This is a genomic window from Limosilactobacillus equigenerosi DSM 18793 = JCM 14505 (assembly GCF_001311375.1).
In the GTDB taxonomy this organism is placed as follows: Bacteria; Bacillota; Bacilli; order Lactobacillales; family Lactobacillaceae; genus Limosilactobacillus; species Limosilactobacillus equigenerosi.
Genome location: NZ_BBAS01000005.1, coordinates 1 through 16,082, shown reverse-complemented (window position 1 = coordinate 16,082; position 16,082 = coordinate 1). Strand labels below are relative to the sequence as shown.

General features: G+C 41.7%; 12 protein-coding genes and 2 pseudogenes. 13 read left to right on the top strand and 1 reads right to left on the bottom strand.

Annotated features, from left to right (window positions below; translation table 11 throughout):
• The first annotated feature begins 15 nt into the window (after nt 1-15).
• The 8 genes from JCM14505_RS03575 to JCM14505_RS03550 all read left to right on the top strand — a co-directional run bounded on the left by JCM14505_RS03575 (nt 16) and on the right by JCM14505_RS03550 (nt 7,896).
• Nucleotides 16-1,167 (top strand): AEC family transporter, encoded by a 1,152-nt coding sequence (locus JCM14505_RS03575; RefSeq protein WP_054652999.1) that lies wholly within the window; start codon nt 16-18, stop codon nt 1,165-1,167.
• Between the two features lie 111 nt (nt 1,168-1,278).
• Nucleotides 1,279-1,767, top strand: coding sequence for an antibiotic biosynthesis monooxygenase (locus JCM14505_RS03570; protein ID WP_054652997.1), 489 nt, complete (start codon nt 1,279-1,281; stop codon nt 1,765-1,767).
• An 82-nt stretch (nt 1,768-1,849) separates the two neighbouring features.
• Nucleotides 1,850-3,286 carry an MDR family MFS transporter gene (locus tag JCM14505_RS03565; RefSeq protein ID WP_054652995.1) on the top strand — a complete coding sequence of 479 codons (1,437 nt, stop codon included), beginning with the start codon at nt 1,850-1,852 and terminating at the stop codon, nt 3,284-3,286.
• 188 nt (nt 3,287-3,474) lie between these two features.
• Nucleotides 3,475-3,717: a cation-transporting P-type ATPase gene (locus JCM14505_RS09460; protein WP_173571626.1), complete on the top strand. Its 243-nt coding sequence runs from the start codon at nt 3,475-3,477 to the stop codon at nt 3,715-3,717.
• Between the two features lie 101 nt (nt 3,718-3,818).
• Nucleotides 3,819-4,481 (top strand): HAD-IC family P-type ATPase, encoded by a 663-nt coding sequence (locus tag JCM14505_RS08660; RefSeq protein ID WP_173571625.1) that lies wholly within the window; start codon nt 3,819-3,821, stop codon nt 4,479-4,481.
• 56 nt (nt 4,482-4,537) lie between these two features.
• A complete protein-coding gene (locus JCM14505_RS08655; RefSeq protein WP_263848942.1) occupies nt 4,538-5,947 on the top strand; it encodes an HAD-IC family P-type ATPase in 1,410 nt (469 codons plus the stop codon).
• Between the two features lie 246 nt (nt 5,948-6,193).
• Nucleotides 6,194-6,823 carry a zinc-ribbon domain-containing protein gene (locus JCM14505_RS03555; RefSeq protein WP_054652993.1) on the top strand — a complete coding sequence of 210 codons (630 nt, stop codon included), beginning with the start codon at nt 6,194-6,196 and terminating at the stop codon, nt 6,821-6,823.
• A gap of 47 nt (nt 6,824-6,870) precedes the next feature.
• The gene (locus JCM14505_RS03550) at nt 6,871-7,896 is read left to right on the top strand and encodes a PrsW family intramembrane metalloprotease (RefSeq protein WP_054652991.1); all 1,026 of its coding nucleotides are present in this window, start codon (nt 6,871-6,873) and stop codon (nt 7,894-7,896) included.
• A gap of 73 nt (nt 7,897-7,969) precedes the next feature.
• Here JCM14505_RS03550 and plsY read toward each other — a convergent pair whose 3' ends face one another.
• The gene (gene plsY / locus JCM14505_RS03545) at nt 7,970-8,596 is read right to left on the bottom strand and encodes a glycerol-3-phosphate 1-O-acyltransferase PlsY (RefSeq protein WP_054652989.1); all 627 of its coding nucleotides are present in this window, start codon (nt 8,594-8,596) and stop codon (nt 7,970-7,972) included.
• A gap of 419 nt (nt 8,597-9,015) precedes the next feature.
• Between plsY and msrA the strand changes: the two genes are divergently transcribed.
• From msrA to JCM14505_RS03520, 5 genes and pseudogenes are all read left to right on the top strand, one after another.
• Nucleotides 9,016-9,549 carry a peptide-methionine (S)-S-oxide reductase MsrA gene (msrA, locus tag JCM14505_RS03540; RefSeq protein WP_054652987.1) on the top strand — a complete coding sequence of 178 codons (534 nt, stop codon included), beginning with the start codon at nt 9,016-9,018 and terminating at the stop codon, nt 9,547-9,549.
• 3 nt (nt 9,550-9,552) lie between these two features.
• Entirely contained in the window at nt 9,553-9,981 is a 429-nt protein-coding gene (msrB, locus tag JCM14505_RS03535) for a peptide-methionine (R)-S-oxide reductase MsrB (protein ID WP_054652985.1), read from the top strand.
• 496 nt (nt 9,982-10,477) lie between these two features.
• Complete coding sequence (gene parE, locus JCM14505_RS03530) at nt 10,478-12,481, top strand: DNA topoisomerase IV subunit B (RefSeq protein WP_054652983.1); 2,004 nt, start codon at nt 10,478-10,480, stop codon at nt 12,479-12,481.
• 17 nt (nt 12,482-12,498) lie between these two features.
• Nucleotides 12,499-15,018 (top strand): annotated as a pseudogene (gene parC, locus JCM14505_RS03525) (DNA topoisomerase IV subunit A).
• Nucleotides 15,019-15,081: 63 nt separating this feature from the next.
• Nucleotides 15,082-16,012: pseudogene (locus tag JCM14505_RS03520) on the top strand (manganese-dependent inorganic pyrophosphatase).
• Nucleotides 16,013-16,082: the final 70 nt, after the last annotated feature.

Sequence of the window (16,082 nt, the reverse complement as noted above, 5' to 3'; positions counted from 1 at the left end):
ATCAGGTGAACAATAATGAAGGGAATTCTTATAAATGATATTGTGCCGATTTTAGTCATTATGATTTTAGGGTACATATGTGGCAAGCTAACGGTATTTGATGATGATCAACGACAAGGTTTGAATAAATTAGTGTTGAATATTGCATTACCGGCAGCGCTATTTGTGTCAATAATTAAGGCAACACGTGCAATGTTTGCTAAGGATATTGTTTTGACCTTAATTTCGATTTTTGGAGTTACAGGATTATTTTTACTTAGTTACTGGCTTGATAAAAAGATGTTTCATCGCTCAACACAAGAGGCGGCGGTGTGTGCCTTAATTGCTGGCTCGCCAACAATTGGTTTTTTAGGCTTTGCGGTGTTAGATCCAATTTATGGAAATAGTGTAACAACGAACTTAGTGATTGGGATTGTTTCAATTGTGGTTAATGCAATTACGATTCCAATTGGACTAGCTTTAATCAATAAGGGGCAAGCTGAACAACGGGCAGCAAACCAAGATTATCAAGAACAGAGTGATCAAAAGAAAACGTTAGGAATGGATGCTAATTCATTAGCTAAAGTAAGTCAAAATACGCCAATTACGGATGATGAAGCGGCAATTCTCAAGGAAACGGGGATTAATCGTGAAATTGATTTAATTCGGGCCGAATATCATCGACATGCTCAACAAAGTAAATTGAATAATTCAATTGGAGAATCAATTTGGAATGCAGTTAAGCAACCAGTGGCGGCGGCTCCATTATTGGCGGTGATTTTAGTGTTGATTGGTTTCCATATGCCAGCTAGTTGGGCACCATCATTTAGTTTGATTGCAAAGGCTAATTCTGGGGTGGCAGTTTTGGCTGCTGGACTGGCATTATCAACGGTTAAATTCTCGATTGATAAAGAAGCTTTATGGAACACATTCTATCGGTTAATTTTGACTCCTGCGATAATTGTTGCAGCTGCTTACATTTGTGGCATGGGTAGTGATCCCAATAAGGTTGCGATGCTTTGTTTAGCAACAGCGCTACCACCGGCATTTTCAGGAATCATTATTTCCAGTCGTTACAATATTTACGTTAAAGAAGGAGCTAACTCAGTTGCAATTTCAACAATTGGTTTTGCGGTTACGTGTATCTTCTGGATTTGGGCCCTGCCATTAATTGCGAGCTGGTTTTAGGATTTAGTTGAAAATCAAATAAAGGATTATTTTACTTTAACAAATTAGTCTTCAAATTTTGTTAATTTGAAGGCTTTTTTTTAGTCAATGTAACATTAGGAGGTGATATAAATGAAGTATTTACACTATACAACGGGTTCAGAATCAATTATGAAGATGGTTAAAGCAGATAACCCAAAGCGAAATTTGCGATTAGCGTATGAATTAGATCATAATCGGTATGCATTGTTTGATTTAACAGGCCATGCTGAAAGTATTTACACCACTCCAATTAGTTATCAAATTTGGGGGCAAAGTCAAGCGGCTAAGTTAATTGGAATTTCACGGATTGAAGTATTTAAATTAGGAAATGATGAACAAGAAATTTGGCAAACTAAATTACAAAAATTCATGACTGAAGATCATGAAGGTTGTAATGGAATGTATTGGTTAAAAGATGCAAGAAATACGTCAAATGTTGCGGTGTTAACGTGTTGGAAAGACTCAAAGGCACTCCAAGCATGGCAACAAAGTAACGAACATCGTGAGTTAACACAATTTAATCATAATTATGCAAAAATATTGATCAATTGTATTACCATGAGGATTTTAAGTTTTTAGATTAATTTGATGATGATGACCTGTGGTAATAACAGATCGTCATTTTTAATCGATGGGATTAAGATAAAAGGGAAGTGGTGAAATGAGACAATTAACGGTTGATGTTAATGGGCATCCGTATAATCGATTATTAATGGTTATTATCTTAATTGCGGGATCGTTTTGTACGGTGTTAAATCAAACGATTTTGGCAACTGCTTATCCAACTTTGATGCGGTATTTTTCAGTTAATACCTCAACGGTTCAGTGGCTAACTACTGGATTTCTAATGGTTAACGGAATGATGATTCCGGTTAGTGCGTATCTAAGTAATCGGCTTAATACTAAATATTTATATCTTGGAGCAATGACTACTTTTGAAATTGGCACGATTATCTGTTGGTTAGCTCCTAGCTTTGCGATTTTATTAATTGGCCGTATAGTACAAGCACTGGCTGTTGGAATAACGGTTCCGTTAATTCAGACGATAATGTTAACTATTTTTCCAGCTGAACAACGTGGAACTGCAATGGGATTTACGGGAATTGTGGTTGGTTTAGCCCCCGCGATTGGTCCAACTTTGTCAGGTTTTATCATTGATACACTGACTTGGCGAGATTTATTCCGATTAATCGTTCCAATTGTATTATTAGTGATTATTTTAGGTTGTTTCTTTATTCATCCAGTACTTAAAAATACGAATGCTAAACTCGATTTATGGTCACTAATATTATCAACTTTTGGGTTTGGGTTATTATTGTATGGATTTTCGATGGTTGGGACGAATGGCTGGGCTAGTCCAGTAGTCATTATGTCTTTAATTTGTGGTGTTATTATCGTCGGAATCATGTTTTTCCGTCAGTTAAGAATTTCTCATCCATTTTTAGAAATTAGAGTGTTTAAGCATTCACAATTTATTATTGGTACAACTTTGAGTTCGATTGTTAGAATGGCGATGGTAGGGGTAGAAATGATTATTCCAATTTATTTACAGACCATCCATCACTTATCAGCTTTTGAATCAGGATTAGTCTTGCTGCCTGGTGCATGTATGTTTGGGATTCTTAGTCCAGTGACGGGACGGATATTTGATAAGTACGGGGCTAAGTACTTAACGATTACAGGGATGACTTTATTGACCATTGGGACATTATTCTTAGTCACGATTAATCAAAACTTCCCAATTATTTGGATTTCCGTTATTTATATGGTTCGTATGGTAGGAATTTCAATGGTCATGATGCCAGCGTCAACGGCCGGTATGAATTCATTACCAGTAAGTTTATTTGCGGATGGAAGCGCGGTTAATAATACAATTCGTCAAGTAGCAGCAGCAATTGGAACTGCGTTAATGACGTCTGTTTTAGATGATGTTACCCGTCAATCTTCACAACATTTAACTTCATTAGCTGAAAAAGTTGATGCTGTTTTAAATGGTTACCATGCTTCATTCTTATTAGCAGCTGGTTTTGCATCATTAGGAATTATAATTTCTTGGTTTTTTAAGACAAAACAACAACTTGATCAAACTGAACAGTAATTAAAAATGCAATTAATTAGATTAATTGCATTTTTGTAATCGTTTTAATATAATCGTTAAGATTTGTTAACGATTGCATAAAATTCTTTACTAAGTATTAACAAATTAAAAATGTAGTTTTACAATGATAATGTACCGTATAACAACGATATATCAGTGATTTTAATTTACATTTGGAGGTATGTATTATGGCAGATCGTCAGATTGATTTGGAAAAAGCATCAATTATTGATGTTATGGCCAACTTACAAGCTGATGCTAATAATGGTCTTTCATCTGCTGAGGCTCAAAAGCGCTTAGCCCAATATGGACCAAATGCATTGGAAGCCAAGGAAGAAACTTTCATGCATAAATTGATTCATGCGTTTATGGGACCGATTGAGTACATGATTGAGGCTGCTGCAGTTATTTCGGCGATTATTGGTCACTGATGATTTTATCATTATCTTGGTATTGTTGATCTTTAACGTTACGATTGACCTATGGCAATCACAAAAGGCCTCTAGTGCGTTAGCTGCTTTAAAAAAAAGGGATGGCTCCGCAAGCCAATGTCTTACGGGATGGAAAGTATCAAACGATTGATGCAGCTAACTTAGTTCCTGGTGATATTATCAAGATTCGGTTGGGTCAAATTGTTCCTGCTGATCTTCGGTTAATTGCTGGGGATTATGCCTCAATTGATCAATCGGCTTTAACTGGTGAATCAATCGCTGCTAATAAAAAGATTGGTGATGAAGCTTACTCTGGTTCAGTTGTTAAGCAAGGTGAAATGGAAGCAGTTGTTATTGCAACTGGTGAACATACATTCTTTGGTCGGACCGCAAAGCTAGTTGCGGGGGCTGGAGCAAAGAGCCATGCGCAACAAGCAATGTTCCAAATTGGGAACTACTTAATTGTAATTGCGGTTATCCTAGCAGTTATCATGGTGATTTTTGACGTTTACAATGACGTTGTAACTCACAGTATGAATATGAGTGCTGCATTGAATATCTTGCAGTTTGTGTTAGTACTATTGGTAGCTTCAATACCGGTGGCCATGCCAACGGTATTCTCGGTTACCTTGGCTTTAGGGGCATTGAATTTATCTAAAGAAAAGGCAATTGTTTCTAAGCTTTCTTCAATTGAAGAAATGGCCGGAATTGATATTTTGTATTCCGATAAAACGGGGACATTAACTAAGAACCAATTAACCTAGGGGATACTACGCTGTATCACGCTAAAGATGAACAAGAAGTCGTTTTAGCGGGGGCATTGGCTTCAAAAATTGAAGATAATGATGCTATTGATACTGCGGTTATTAATGCATTAGCAGATAAGCAAGTGCTTAAAGAGTGGACAATTGATAAATTTGTTCCGTTTGATCCAGTTTCTAAACGAACAGAAGCACAAGCACATGACTCAAAAGGAAATCAAATTCGAGTATCAAAAGGGGCACCGCAAGTAATTGTTGATTTAGCTAAGCCAGAAAAGCAAGAATCAGATGCTATCTTCAAGTTAGTTGATCAATTAGCTTCTCATGGCTATCGGGCACTGGGAGTTGCCCAATCAAATGATGATGGGAACACTTGGAAGATCCTAGGGGTTTTCTCAATGTTTGATCCACCACGCGATGATTCTAAGGCTACGATTGAAGCTGCTAAGGCCAAAGGCGTTACGGTTAAGATGATTACTGGTGATGATACTGCTATTGCCATTGAAACATGTCGTCAGTTAGGATTAGGAACCAATATTTTAAATGCGGCTGATGTCTTCCCAGATAATATGGATCCAGATAATGTGCCAGATGAAATTGCAGACAAGATTGAAGCTGCTGATGGATTTGCACGGGTCTTTCCTGAACATAAATATGCAATTGTGAAAGCGATGCAAAAGCGTGGTCACATTGTCGCTATGACTGGTGATGGAGTTAATGATGCTCCTGCACTTAAGCAAGCTGATTGTGGAACGGCAGTTTCCGGAGCAACAGATGCAGCACGGTCAGCAGCAGCATTAATTTTAACGGCACCAGGTCTATCCGTTATTAAAACCGCTATTGATGAAGCCCGGCGGATTTTCGAACGGATTACCTCATATACCATCTATCGGGTTGCCTTGACCATGACGATTATGTTCTTAGTTGTTTTGTCTGCAATCTTCTTGAAGTTTACGCCACTAACGGCGATTATGATTGTGATTATGTCACTTCTAGATGATATTCCAATTATGACGATTGCCTATGATAACACTTCCGTTTCAGATAAGCCAATTCGTTGGCAGATGAAGCAGATTTTAACCACTTCTTCAATTTTGGGAGTTGTTGCTGTTATCCAATCAATGATTATGTTAGTTTATGAATTTATGGCAGTTCGGAGCGGTTCAGGTAGTATCTTCGGAATCACTGATCAATCACAGTTACAAACGTTAATGTTCTTACAATTAGTTGTTGCGGGACACTTGCTGTTGTTTGTAACTCGTCAATCAAAGTGGTTCTTCCAACGGCCATTCCCAGCTAAGGCTTTATTCTGGGCTATCATTTGTACACAAATTTTGGCAGCTTGCATGTGTTTGTTCGGTTGGTTAGTTCCAGCAATTTCACTTAAGACGATTATTTTGATTTGGGTATATAACATTATTTGGATGTTCATTATTAATATTGTTCGGTTAATTCTTGAAAAAAATTAACTATTAGTCCTATCTACGCATAAAGAAAAAAAAGCCAGTAACGGTTGATTATTAAGGAATCAATTGTTACTGGCTTTTTGGATTTTTTTAGGGTCTATGTCAAATCCTGTTGGTATACTTAACATTAATATCATCACCAATATTTTAATAATTTTCTAAACATAGTTAAGAAAAGGTAAAACCACTTTCAATTAGTAAGAAAACGTTCAATAATAAATATTGTTGATAAATAGGGAGGTAAGTAAAATGAAGTATTGTCCAAATTGTGGGGCCGCAATTACCCCTGAGACAAAGCAGTGTCCAAATTGTGGGCTTGATTTAACGCAAATCCTCGATCCACGTACCACGAGAACTAATTCATCGGCTAAATTCGGCCTGCAGTGGTCAATTTATCGGTGGTTACTAGTTGTGGCGATTGGGCTCGTGGTGGGCTGGATCGGCTATCTTCGAGTATATGTGCCACGGGTAACTAACGAGGCGATTACGACCACTCATTTTACAGCCAAACAAGGCTACCAAACGATGGTTAATCCTAAGCAACGTCAAATTGTTATTTCGCTAGGAAGTCAAGCTAGTCAACAGATTCAACAAGAATTAGTTAAGACAGGGTATAGTACTAAAAAAATTACCGTTGAAACCCAGTTAGCTAAATTAGCGCAACGCGTCAATCAACGGACGGTTGGAACTTGGAAAATTGCGATTGTGAATCAAACGGGTTTGCTTTGGGAAGTGAAAGGTGACCGGATGATTTATCGATTCCAAACGTCTAATGCTGGTCGACAAATGCGCCAACAATTTTTATTAAGCAAAACAACTCGAGGTGAGCAACCAATTACTCCTGAAGTAATGGTCCCGGTAATTAGTATGCAGGATTAAGCGGTACTTTCGTTAAAGGTTTCGGTTTAGTTTAAGGAGTTTGGAAAATGGAGAAAATATATTGTACCAACTGTGGAGCGGTCAATTGGAGTAACGCCAATTTTTGTATTAATTGTGGGCAACCGTTAATTAAAGTCCATGCTAATCAAACAAACACCATTCCATTCCGGGTACGTGACTTATTTAGCGAAGTATTTAAACGTCATTCACGAGAGGAAGCCGAAGAATTATTGATTGCGGGAACGGCGAAAACCACGCCAGCAATTGAGACGCTGGAGCCATTTAAGTTGCGGCCCTGGCTATTTTCCCGAGCGTTAGTTTTTACCTTATTTTTAGCGGTCTTATTGGGGATTTTAACGTCAATAAATGGCCGAATCGGAAATGTGGTGGCGTTAGATGCTGTGATTGCGATTTCAGTGCCTGTCTCAGCCTTAGTGTTGTTTTTTGAAATTAATATTTATCGAAATTTAAGTCTATACCAAATCATTCAAATCTTCCTCGTTGGTGGTTTATTGGCCATTATCGTCACGGTGATGCTAGATTATGTAGTCGGAAATCAAGGCCCGCAAAATTTGATGGGGGCGTTTGAAACGGGGATTACAGAAGAAATTGGGAAGTTGATTGTGGCAGCTTATTTTGTCTCACGGTTGCGAACCAAGCGTATTTTAGAAGGCCTCTTAATTGGGGCGGCTGTTGGCGCAGGGTTTGCGGCCTTTGAAAACATTATGTATATGGTTAATGATCAAACCGGTGCCTTAGCCTCAACTAACATCGCTTTATTACGAGCATTGATTTCCATTGGCGGGCATACCGAATGGTGTGCGATTGCCACGGCCGGGTTGGTAATCGCGTTGAATAATCAAGCTTGGGATAAAAATAAGTTATTCCAAGGATCATTTTTAGGTTGTCTGATGAGTGTGATTGTCTTACACACGGTTTGGGATTGGCTGGGAGTAACTAGTTGGCTGGTAATTGTTATTTTGATTATGATTACTTGGTCAATGGTCCTTTCCCTAGTTCAAACTGGATTAAAAGAAGCAAATTTAATTAAATTTAGCGCCTTAGGTAATTAGATTAATAATGAAATGAAATAACCCTTCCACCAATCAAAAGCGGTGGAAGGGTTATTATTTTTAACTAAATAAATTATTGCTTGCGAAGCCGCCGTTGATAACCAAGGCCAAACTTCACCATATTTTCATTATGATTCAGAATTCGTTTAATATTACTGCGATGTAAGTAAAATGATAGGCCAGTAATGAAAATTCCAATTACCCCTAAAGTCCAATCTTGTAGACCGAGCGCGGTGATGGTCATGACGGTTAAGACCGTTAAACTCCCCACACTGACCATGCTCGTTAAGTAGAGGGTAATTAAAAAAATGGCGGCCCCAACAAAGAACAAGATGGGGTGATAGCCAAGTAAAATCCCGGCACTCGTGGCCACAATTTTCCCCCCCGTAAAGTGAAGGTAAATGGAAAAAGCATGTCCCAAGGCGGCAAAAATTCCAATAAACAAGGGGTTAATTGGAGTATGGAGCGCTCCGGCGATAGCGGTCGGAATAGCCCCTTTTAAAACATCTAAGGTAAAAACCATGATCCCGGCTTTTTTTCCTAGGACCCGAAATGTATTCGTGGTCCCAATGTTCCCACTCCCAAATTGCCGGATATCTTTATGGTAAAACAGTTTTCCAATAATTAATCCATTGGGAATTGATCCCAGTAAGTAGGCAAAAACAGCTAAAGCTGCTAATTGAACCCAGGTTTCATTCATATTATTCTTCCTCCTCTAATCCATTTATTCTTCCTCCTCTAATCCATGGTGGTTATCATATCATATTTTGAACGGGTCTGTGAACCAAAGGAAGCAAAGTTAATGAACAGTTTAAGATAGTAAACGCTCCGCTAATTGTATCAAACGAGAAACAAAGTTTTTGTGATAGATTGTGATCAAGTTTCATGCATTAGAGCGCCATTCGGTTTAAAATATTGCTTAACATCATAGATCATAGTATTAATTAAAGCTCTTAACAAAAATCGTACGCGATTATCATTAAGAGGTGAATAAAATGAAGTATGATGTGGCGGTGAATTCTTAGATGGATTAGCACGGTATGAAGCCGTGGGGATTGTCAAGCGTGCGGGACCGAAGTTAATGACTTACAAGCATGATGTAAAGGAGGATTGATTTAGATGGCAACACCAACGACAGCAACGGCTATTTTTGCCGGCGGATGTTTCTGGTGTATGGTGCATCCGTTTGACCAGCAACCGGGGATTATTTCGGTAATTGCTGGTTACACTGGTGGGCATACGGAAAATCCAACGTATGAAGAAGTTTGCAGTCACACCACTGGCCATACGGAAGCCGTTGAAATTACTTTTGATCCCACGGTGATTTCTTATGCGGAGTTAGTTGAAATTTATTGGCAACAAACAGATCCCACGGATGCATTTGGACAATTCCAAGATCGGGGTGATAGCTATCGGCCAGTCATTTTCGTCAATAGCGCTGAACAACGCCAAATTGCGCAAGCCTCCAAGGATCGCTTAGCTGCTAGTGGCAAGTTTAACAAGCCGATTGTGACGACGATTGAAGATGCCAAGCCATTTTACCCGGCCGAAGATTACCACCAAGATTTCTACAAAAAGAACCCCCTGCGGTATATGATTGAAGAAATGGGTGGTCGAGAACAATTTATTAAGGAAAATTGGAAGGGAGAATAAATCATGAAACCAACCAAAGAAGAATTAAAAGCTAAATTAACCCCTGAAGAATATGCGGTAACCCAAGAAGCAGCCACCGAACGGCCATTTACAGGTAAGTATGATGACTTTTACGAAGATGGTATTTATGTTGATGTGGTGAGTGGGGAACCATTGTTCTCATCGAAGGACAAGTATGATGCCGGTTGTGGGTGGCCCTCGTTTACCAAGCCGATTGCCAAATTAACGGAAAAGCGGGATCAATCATTAGGGATGGAGCGAACTGAAGTGCGGAGTAAAGAAGCTGATTCGCACTTAGGCCATGTCTTTACGGATGGTCCCGTGGCGCAAGGGGGATTGCGGTACTGCATTAACTCTGCGGCCATGAAGTTCATCCCAGTGGCAGAATTAGATAAGGTCGGTTACGGGGAATATAAGGAATTGTTTAAGTAATTTGATGTAAAACCATCACTTCGTTTGAGAGTGATGGTTTTTTCTATTCACACTTGTAATGATGTTTCGCAGGGTCGCTCTAACACGATGCTAAGTGTTCTATTCACACTTGTAATCATGCTTCGCCTAAAATTGCTATGGCTAAGTTAGAATCGCTCCGGCGGAATAAAATTCCACCGCACACGATTCACGAATTAGCCCACGCAATTTTTAAACGGCTCCGCATACTGGTGCAATGATGCTCGCCCTAAGTTTCCTCGTGCTAATCCGAAATCACAAACGTAATTATGTTCGTCCTAAAACTCCTCAAGCTAAGCTGAAATCACTGTCGACCCTCGTAAACGAGTGCCGTTGTGATTACGAGCTTAGCTACCGGAGTTTTTTAACGGGCTCACATACTAGTTTCTAGTTTGCATTATCCTCTCAAATTCGGTATTCTAAAACGTGATACTCGCGAGTTTAAAGCGAGAATTTTAGAAAGTGTGAGGAACGTAGTGTGGCTGATTCAACAACTAATTATGATGCATCCGCCATCAAAATCTTAGAAGGGCTCGAAGCGGTCCGTAAACGACCAGGGATGTACATTGGTTCAACGGACACTCATGGTTTACACCACTTAGTTTGGGAAATTGTCGACAATGCCGTCGATGAAGCGTTATCTGGATATGGGGACGAAATTAACGTCACGATTGAACCGGATAATTCAATTACGGTCCAAGACCATGGGCGGGGGATGCCCGTCGAAATACACGCCAGTGGGAAGCCAACCCCTGAAGTTATTATGACGGTCCTCCACGCCGGGGGTAAATTTGGACAAGGTGGTTATAAAACATCTGGGGGTCTCCACGGGGTGGGGGCATCCGTTGTGAACGCCTTATCCGAAAAAGTAACTTTAACGATCGTCCGCGATCATGTGCGCTACCAAGAAGAATTTATTAATGGTGGTCAACCAGTTGGGACGTTAAAGAAGCTTGGTAAAACGAACGCTAGTAGCGGGACAACGGTGACGTTTAAACCCGACCCAGCGATTTTTAGTACGACCGTTTATGACTACAATACCTTAGCTAACCGACTGCGGGAATCAGCGTTCTTATTAAAAGGGGTCAAGATTACCTTAACTGACCGGCGCGCTGGTAAGGAACAAAGCGAAGTCTTCCAATTTGAAAATGGGATTGATGACTTTGTGAGCTACTTAAATGAAGATAAAGATGTTTTAGGGAAGGTCTTATCATTTGACGGGGTGCAACAAGGCCTCGAAGTCGAAGTGGCGGCGCAATATAATGATGGCTATTCCGAAAACATCTTATCCTTCGTCAACAACGTGCGGACGCCGGGCGGGGGAACGCACGAAGCCGGGTTTCGGGCTGCTTGGACAAAGGCCTTTAATGAATATGCCCGTAAGACGAACCTGCTCAAGGAAAAGGATAAGAATTTAGAAGGTTCTGATGTCCGGGAAGGGTTGACCGCCGTCATTTCCGTCCGGGTGCCAGAAGAACTATTACAATTTGAAGGGCAAACCAAGGATAAGTTAGGAACGCCGGAAGCGCGGAAAATTGTGGATGGGATTGTTTCCGAACAATTGGGTTATGCCTTAATGGAAAATGGTGACTTTGCGCAAATGTTAATCCGCAAAGCCATCAAAGCGCGGCAAGCACGGGAAGCCGCCCGTAAAGCCCGGGACTTAACGCGGAATGGCAAAGGCAAAAAGCGCCAAGAACGGAATTTATCCGGGAAATTAACGCCGGCGCAATCGAAAAATGCGGCCAAGAATGAGTTATTCTTAGTTGAAGGGGATTCTGCCGGGGGCTCGGCTAAGCAAGGCCGGGATCGGAAGTTCCAAGCCATCTTGCCATTACGAGGAAAAGTCTTAAACACCGAAAAGGCCAAGTTGGATGATGTGTTAAAGAATGAAGAATTAAACACGATTATCTATACCGTCGGCGCTGGCGTTGGTTCCGAATTTAACTTGGAAGACGCCAATTACGACAAAATCATTATTATGACGGATGCCGATGATGATGGGGCCCACATTCAAATCCTATTATTAACGTTCTTTTACAAGTACATGCGGCCAATGATTGATGCCGGCCGGGTCTACATTGCCTTACCACCGTTATACAAACTACAAAAGGGTTCGGGGGCCAAGACGCAAATTAAATATGCGTGGACCAATGATGAATTAACGCAAATCACGAAGAAAGTTAAAGGCGCCAGTCTGCAACGGTTTAAGGGGCTCGGGGAAATGAACGCCGATCAATTATGGGATACGACGATGAACCCGGAAACGCGGACGTTAATCCAAGTCCGGATTGAAGACGCCGCCTTAGCCGAAAAGCGGATTAGTACGTTAATGGGGAATAAGGTTGAACCACGGCGGGAATGGATTGATCATAACGTACAATTCACGATGTCGGACGATCAAGAATCCGATCAATTAGTTGATACGAAGGGCCAAGCTCCCCAAGCCAATGAACCCACCATTTCAACGTGGACGGACTAAGAAAGGAGGATTAACCAGTGAGTGACAGCAAAATTGAAACCATGAACTTGGAAACGATTATGGGCGACCGGTTTGGCCGGTATTCCAAATCGATTATCCAAGAACGGGCCTTGCCAGATATTCGAGATGGCTTGAAACCTGTCCAACGGCGGATTCTCTTCGCCATGAATAAAGATGGCAATACGTACGATAAGGGGTTCCGGAAATCAGCTAAATCGGTTGGGAACGTGATGGGTAATTTCCACCCCCATGGGGATAGTTCGATTTACGAAGCCTTAGTGCGGATGAGTCAGGATTGGAAACTCCGCGAACCATTAATTGAAATGCACGGGAACAATGGTCAATGATGGTGATCCAGCGGCAGCCATGCGGTATACCGAAGCGCGATTAGCAAGATAAGTGGGTTAATGCTCCAAGATATTCAAAAAGACACGGTTGAAATGACGTGGAACTTTGATGATACGGAAAAAAGAACCGACAGTGTTGCCAGCCCGGATACCGAACTTATTTGTCAATGGCGCAACGGGGATTTCAGCTGGTTACGCGACTGAAATCCCAACGCATAACCTGGGCGAATTAATTGAGGCCGTAATTTACTTAATTGATCACCCCACGGCTGATTTAGCGAAGTTAATGGAATTTGTCCCGGGGCCCGATTTCCCAACGGGCGGGATTATCCAAGGGGCGGCCGAAATTAAGAAAGCCTATGAAACTGGGCGCGGCCGGATTGTCGTCCGGGCCAAGACGGCGATTGAAACCCTTCGCGGGGGCCGGGAACAAATCACGGTCACAGAAATCCCATATGAAGTTAACAAAGCCCAATTAGTCAAGCGAATCAATGACTTACGGATTAACAAAAAGGTTGACGGGATTGCGGATGCGCGGGATGAAACCGACCGGGATGGGTTGCGGATTGCGATTGAACTCAAGCGGGGGCAGATGCGCAAGGGGTCTTAAACTACTTATTGAAGAACACTGATTTACAAATCAATTACAACTTCAATATGGTGGCGATTGACCAACAACGGCCAATGCGGGTCGGCTTAGTGCACTATCTGAATTCATTTGTTGAATTCCAACGCCAAGTGGTGACGAAGCGGACGCAATATGACTTACAAAAGGCCCAAGCCCGTCTCCATATCGTCGAAGGGTTAATCAAGGCCCTCTCAATTTTAGACGCCGTGATTAAGACAATTCGGGCTAGCAAGAAGCGCAAAGATGCCCAAGCTAACTTAGTGGCGGAATATGACTTCACTGATCGGCAAGCCGAAGCCATTGTGGCCTTACAACTGTACCGGTTGACCAACACCGATGTAACGGCCTTAGAAGCTGAACAGACTGAATTAACAGCCTTAATTGCGCAATTCCAATTAATCTTGACGGATGCCCATGAACTAGACAAGGTTTTGAAAAAAGAACTGCGCCAAATTAAGAAGGACTTTGCGACGCCACGGCGGACCCAAATTGAAGCCAAGGTGCAAAAGTTAACCGTTGACACTAAGATTACAGTGCCAAATGAAGATGTGATGCTCTTGATTTCGCATGCTGGGTACATCAAGCGGAGTAGCTTACGATCATACAAAGCGTCCGATGCCGCGGACAATGGGCTCCGGGAAGATGACTACCCATTAGTTACGATGGAAACAACAACCTTGAGTCATGTCTGGATGTTTACGAACCATGGGAATGTGATTTACCGGCCAGTCCATGAGATTGCGGATGCGCGCTGGAAGGATACCGGGGAACACTTATCGCAAACAATTGGGTTGGCCGAAGATGAAGAATTAATTGCGGCCTATGTCTTCGACCAATTAGAACAACCGGGCTCAATCATCATGGCTACGTCCGATGGGCAAATTAAGCAATCGGCGTTTGCGGACTTTAAACCGGGGACCCGCTATAAGTCACGGCCAAGTGTTGGGATGAAACTTAAATCGGTGGCGGCTCGCGTCGTGGCAGTTCATTATTACCAACCTGGGCAAGCTGCCGATAGTATTGTGGCCATTTCCAAAGAAGGTTACGGCTTACGCTTTAATGTCGATGAATTACCAGTGACAGGCCTGCGAACAGCCGGGGTGCGGGCCATTAACTTAAAAGATGATGATCAGTTAGTTAATATTGCCCTTGTTAATGAAGCTGATCATTTAGCCTTAATTACCCAACGCGGGGCCTTTAAGGAAATGCGGGTTAGTGACCTTGAATTAGGGGCCCGGGCCCGCCGGGGAAACTTAGTCTTACATAAGATTAAGACCAATCCGCACCAAATTGCGGACTTTATCGGTCATCCAGCTAGTTTCACGGGGACCCTCGAAGTGATTACGAACCGGCCAATGTTCCAAGATGTGCAAGTCAGTGATCATCACATTGGTACGGCCAAGTCAAATGGGACCTTTGTGGTTGACGTGGATACGCAAGGAACGCCGGTGAAGTTACATTTTAAAGATGAAGCACCAGTAACGCAAACGAAGCCGGATGCAGAGCCCCGAAAGACCGCGCCAGCAAAATCAGAGCCAGAATTTGAACAATTAACCTTGTAGTTATTGATGACTACCATTACAATTAATACAGAGACTTGTATTCAAAAGGAGAATTTGAATCTTATGACGAAAGAATTAGTTTTTGGACACCAAAACCCTGATACAGACACGATTGCTTCGGCAATGGCGTTTGCTTACTACCAAAATCAACTTGGTTACGAAGCTGAAGCCGTTGCGTTAGGCGAACCAAACGATGAAACGAAATTTGCTTTAAATCAATTTGGTTTAAAGCCATTACGTGTGATTGAAACGGCTGCGAACGAAGTTGAATCAGTAATGTTAGTCGATCACAACGAACCACAACAAAGTGTGAGTGATTTAGACCAAGTTAGTGTTTCCCATGTCGTTGACCACCACCGGATTAACGGATTTAACACGGCCGCGCCATTATACATGCAATTACGGCCCTTTGGTTCCGTTTCAACGATCTTAACGGAAATGTTCCAAGCTAAGAACATTAACATTCCGGCTGAAATTGCTGGGATGTTATTATCTGGTTTAATTTCAGATACGTTACTCTTGAAGTCACCAACGACGACGGACCACGACCGTGAAGCCTTGCCATACTTAGCCAAGTTAGCAGGTTGATGCTGACAAGTACGGGTTAGAAATGTTGAAGGCCGGGACGAACTTAGCTGCTAAGTCCGATGAACAAATCGTTGACGGTGATGCCAAGACGTTTGAACTTGGTGGCACGAAGGTGCGGATTGGTCAAGTGAACACAGTTGATTTAAACGATGTCTTTGATCGTCAAGCCGACCTTGAAACGAAGATGAACGAATTGTCAGCGACTAACGGCTACGACACGTTCTTATTAGTCGCAACGAACATCTTAGACAGTGACTCCGAATTATTATTCGTTGGAGCGAATGCGGACAAAGTTGAAGCAGCCTTTGATGCGAAGTTAAATGATCAACACCGGATGGCCTTACCAGGTGTTGTTTCCCGGAAGAAGCAAGTCGTACCACCATTAACGGCGGCTTTTGAAGGTTAATTATCTAACGATTAACAAATTAAATGTCCTTATGACTAGGTTTAACTTAGTTATAAGGGCATTTTTTTTA

What these genes read in the sequence shown, in the direction of transcription:
- JCM14505_RS03575 (WP_054652999.1), top strand. Translation starts at nt 16, where the DNA reads ATGAAGGGAATTCTTATAAATGATATTGTGCCGATTTTAGTCATTATG.
- JCM14505_RS08660 (WP_173571625.1), top strand. Translation starts at nt 3,819, where the DNA reads ATGGCTCCGCAAGCCAATGTCTTACGGGATGGAAAGTATCAAACGATT.
- JCM14505_RS03555 (WP_054652993.1), top strand. Translation starts at nt 6,194, where the DNA reads ATGAAGTATTGTCCAAATTGTGGGGCCGCAATTACCCCTGAGACAAAG.
- JCM14505_RS03550 (WP_054652991.1), top strand. Translation starts at nt 6,871, where the DNA reads ATGGAGAAAATATATTGTACCAACTGTGGAGCGGTCAATTGGAGTAAC.
- msrB (WP_054652985.1), top strand. Translation starts at nt 9,553, where the DNA reads ATGAAACCAACCAAAGAAGAATTAAAAGCTAAATTAACCCCTGAAGAA.
- JCM14505_RS03565 (WP_054652995.1), top strand. Translation starts at nt 1,850, where the DNA reads ATGAGACAATTAACGGTTGATGTTAATGGGCATCCGTATAATCGATTA.
- JCM14505_RS03570 (WP_054652997.1), top strand. Translation starts at nt 1,279, where the DNA reads ATGAAGTATTTACACTATACAACGGGTTCAGAATCAATTATGAAGATG.
- msrA (WP_054652987.1), top strand. Translation starts at nt 9,016, where the DNA reads ATGGCAACACCAACGACAGCAACGGCTATTTTTGCCGGCGGATGTTTC.
- JCM14505_RS09460 (WP_173571626.1), top strand. Translation starts at nt 3,475, where the DNA reads ATGGCAGATCGTCAGATTGATTTGGAAAAAGCATCAATTATTGATGTT.
- plsY (WP_054652989.1), bottom strand. Translation starts at nt 8,596, where the DNA reads ATGAATGAAACCTGGGTTCAATTAGCAGCTTTAGCTGTTTTTGCCTAC.